Origin of the sequence: Leptospira meyeri (assembly GCF_004368965.1) — a bacterium.
Taxonomy (GTDB): Bacteria; Spirochaetota; Leptospiria; order Leptospirales; family Leptospiraceae; genus Leptospira_A; species Leptospira_A meyeri.
This window is the reverse complement of record NZ_SORO01000015.1, coordinates 1-3,231: the sequence shown is the minus strand read 5'-3', so window position 1 is coordinate 3,231 and position 3,231 is coordinate 1. Positions and strand designations below refer to the sequence as shown.

Here is a 3,231-nt window from a genome sequence, read left to right as displayed (position 1 = left end):
AACCAAATACTACTGCACTGCGACTAACAGCGGGGAAACGCTGCGCTTCGGCACTTACGGCCTCGCTTGGTCTACGACACATTCCTCTCCGTCACTCTTCTCGCTCTGCAAGAAGGCGCGCCGACGCTAACGCCTACTTCGTAGGCTCAGCTACGAGGAACGTCGTCTCCCCTAGTTCGTTATACGCCATTTTTAATAGTAAATTCAATCATATGAATGCAAAAGAAATCAAGACACTTTCAAACGAATTTTTAGCTCCAAAATTAAAAGAGAAAGGTTGGAAAGGTAATGGTTTCAACTTTTACAAAAAGACAAATTACAATATAATTCAAATTTTCGGAATATATGGAACCTGGATGGGTGGAACATTATATTGCGAAACAGCAATTCATTTTGACTTTATACCAGATTTAGCTGGAAAGTTCGATCCTTCCAAAATTTCTTGTGCATCTTGTCTAATTAGAGAACGCTTAAGTCCTAACGGAAACGGTGCCTATCAATGGAAAATTAAAACAAAAAAAGAAGAAAATATTCACTCTCTAGATCGAATTTTCAATGCTTTTGAAGAATATGGATCTCAATTCTATAAGGATTTTGAAAACTTTCCGAAACCTTTTGACTTAATAAAACCTTCTGAATTCGATAATAATAAAAGTGTCAAAGTTTTAGATAAATATTACATAATGAACGATATTTACTTTATTTATCTGCTTAAAGAAATAAATCTAAGAATGAATCTACCGAAAATTGCTAAAACGTTCTCTGATATTGGAATCGAAAAGGCAAAGAAAAGAATAAAAACGGAAGAAAATCTTAAAAAAACAATCGAAATGTTATCTATTAAAAACGGCGTATAACAGCGGCTTACTGCTTCGCTTCGGGACGAGCCCTCGCTCGGGCTGCGCCAAATTGTCCTCCTGTCACTCGTTTGCATCTGCAAACTACGTGCCAGTCCCTAACGTCCCGTCCGGGACTCAGGGTCGGACAACTTCAGTAAGCCTAGTTCGTTATACGACAGTGCGATAAATTTAAATATATTAAAGGAGATAATATGACAAAAATACTAACGTTTTTGGATATAATGGGCTGGAAAAATCTAATTCAAAGGGATAAAGAGCTTGCAATAGACTTACTCCAAAACTACTCATCACAAATTAAATTTCATGCAGATTATGAAACTGGTAGAATATCCAGTTTTCAGAATCTAATACCAATGAGTGATTCAGTTTTAATATCATCAGAGTCTAATAATATTTTTATCGAACAACTATCAGAATATCTATTAAATTGTTACGAATATTCCGTAAGATTAAACTCAGCAAGAAATCAAGATGATAGAAAAGATGAGCTCTTTGCTGCTCCTCTACTCTTTCGAGGTGGCATTAGCGCGGAAGATTTCACCTTTTATAATACGATCACAGTAAAAAATGGAGAAGTTTCTAAGGACAATACAAATATAGCAGGATTAGCAATGGTTAATGCAGTCTTATTAGAAAAAAGCGAAAAAAAAGGTCCGAGAATATTCTTAGAAAGCAGAGTTGTATCAGAGCTTAATGAAATAATAAGAAATAAATATGTAAATCAATATGAGGAAGGAAAATTTGAAATACTTTGGCCAATAATAGAATTGGAAAAAAATCAAAGCGACAATTTTACAACTACAATATTAAGTTTTTTCTTAAAATTGTATCTTCCAACAGAAAAACTCTTAAATCACTTCAAAGAAAGTGATTCGATTTCAAAACACTATTCCGAATTTATCAATTTGTTAGACACGTGTATTACCAGATTTTATGAATCACATCCTTCTAAAGACGATGCAATTAAAGAATATGAAAGGCTAAAAAAAGAATATCCTCGTCAATCACACCGTCGTATAACAGCGGGGAAACGCTTCGCTGCGGCACTTACGGCCTTGCTCGGTCTCCGACACATTTCCCTCTGGCACTCCTCTTGCTTCCGCAAGCGTCGTTCCAGTCCCTAACGTCCCGTCGGGACTCAGGGTCGGGAAACGTCGTCTCCCCTAGTTCGTTATGCGTAAGTTGTGCAAAATTTAACTGTAAGAGAAAAATATGGAAAATGAAAGTTTTGAAAATATTAAAATATACTCGGCGTTAAGCCATATTTTTTACGACGAAAGTTCGAAAAGAAAGAACATCGATACTGAAACAAAAGCATATTTCAAAAAAGTAAAAAATGAAAAATCAATTTTATCCATCGATATTCTAGGATATAGTCAATATGAAGATTACCAACAAATTGTAATTCCTTACTTATTCAAATTGCTATACGATAAAACAATAAATCAACTATTAGCTACTGAACGCTATTTTTTCACAAATCTTTACGAAGAACTTCAAGATAGAAAGCGTTTTATAGACTCAGGTGATGGCGGATTCATAATTTTAGACCTACCAATTCAATCTATACTATTTTCTATTTATTTCGAAAAATTTTTAAACGAATTTAACTCACAACATAAGTTTAAAAATATTCGCAAGGTTATCGGACTTGTAAAAGTAAGATATGCAATTACTTTCGATGCTATTGTATATGTTGAAGAATTAAAAAACTATTATGGTTCCGCAATAATAAATGCTGCTCGAATTATAAGTAGAGATACCTTGGATAGATGCCTTTGCGACGAAAATACATATAAATGGTTTATAGAAAATTTAACAAGCTTCGAAAACTTGAATAATTTAAGTTTCAATGAAATAAAAAAATTAATAAAAATAAATAATCCCCAACTTTGGGATGAAAAAATTAAGTCATTAGTTTTCCCTGAGGAAAAATATCATAGAAATGGAATAAATTTCTCTTCAATATCTAAAATTGGAGAATTGAAGATAAAGAAAAATTTAGTATCAGTATACAGCATTTATATTCAAAACACCTTTGAAGAAAATATAGAAAAAGATATAAATTCTGTCGTAGTTGCTCTAGGAAATCTCAATACATTCGGTATCCAAAATAGCACAACCTACGCATAACAGCGCCTTAACGCTTCGCTTCGGGTCGAGCCCTCGCTTGGCCTACGGCACATTCCTCTCCGGCACGTTTCTTGCCTCCGCAAGAATCCGTGCCGACGCTAACGCCTCTTCCAGAGGCTCAGCTCCGAGGAACGTCGTTAAGGCTAGTTCGTTATGCGAACATCATGTAAATATCTTCTGAGTATTAAAAATAATGAAAAGTCTTTGGACGATATTAGTCGGTTTATGCTCCTTCTTC

The 3,231-nt window shown here is 34.6% G+C and carries 3 protein-coding genes; all 3 read left to right on the top strand.

Annotated elements, in window-relative coordinates:
* A partial coding sequence (locus CLV96_RS19760) for a DUF4304 domain-containing protein (RefSeq protein ID WP_208325431.1) occupies positions 1-857 on the top strand: 857 nt, incomplete at its 5' end.
* Between the two features lie 194 nt (positions 858-1,051).
* Positions 1,052-1,984, top strand: a complete 933-nt coding sequence (locus CLV96_RS19755) for a hypothetical protein (RefSeq protein WP_004783525.1) — start codon at positions 1,052-1,054, stop codon at positions 1,982-1,984.
* A gap of 88 nt (positions 1,985-2,072) precedes the next feature.
* Positions 2,073-2,993 (top strand): hypothetical protein, encoded by a 921-nt coding sequence (locus tag CLV96_RS19750; RefSeq protein WP_004783874.1) that lies wholly within the window; start codon positions 2,073-2,075, stop codon positions 2,991-2,993.
* Positions 2,994-3,231: the final 238 nt, after the last annotated feature.

Coding starts and splice junctions, on each gene's coding strand:
- CLV96_RS19755 (WP_004783525.1), top strand. CDS start 1,052: ATGACAAAAATACTAACGTTTTTGGATATAATGGGCTGGAAAAATCTA.
- CLV96_RS19750 (WP_004783874.1), top strand. CDS start 2,073: ATGGAAAATGAAAGTTTTGAAAATATTAAAATATACTCGGCGTTAAGC.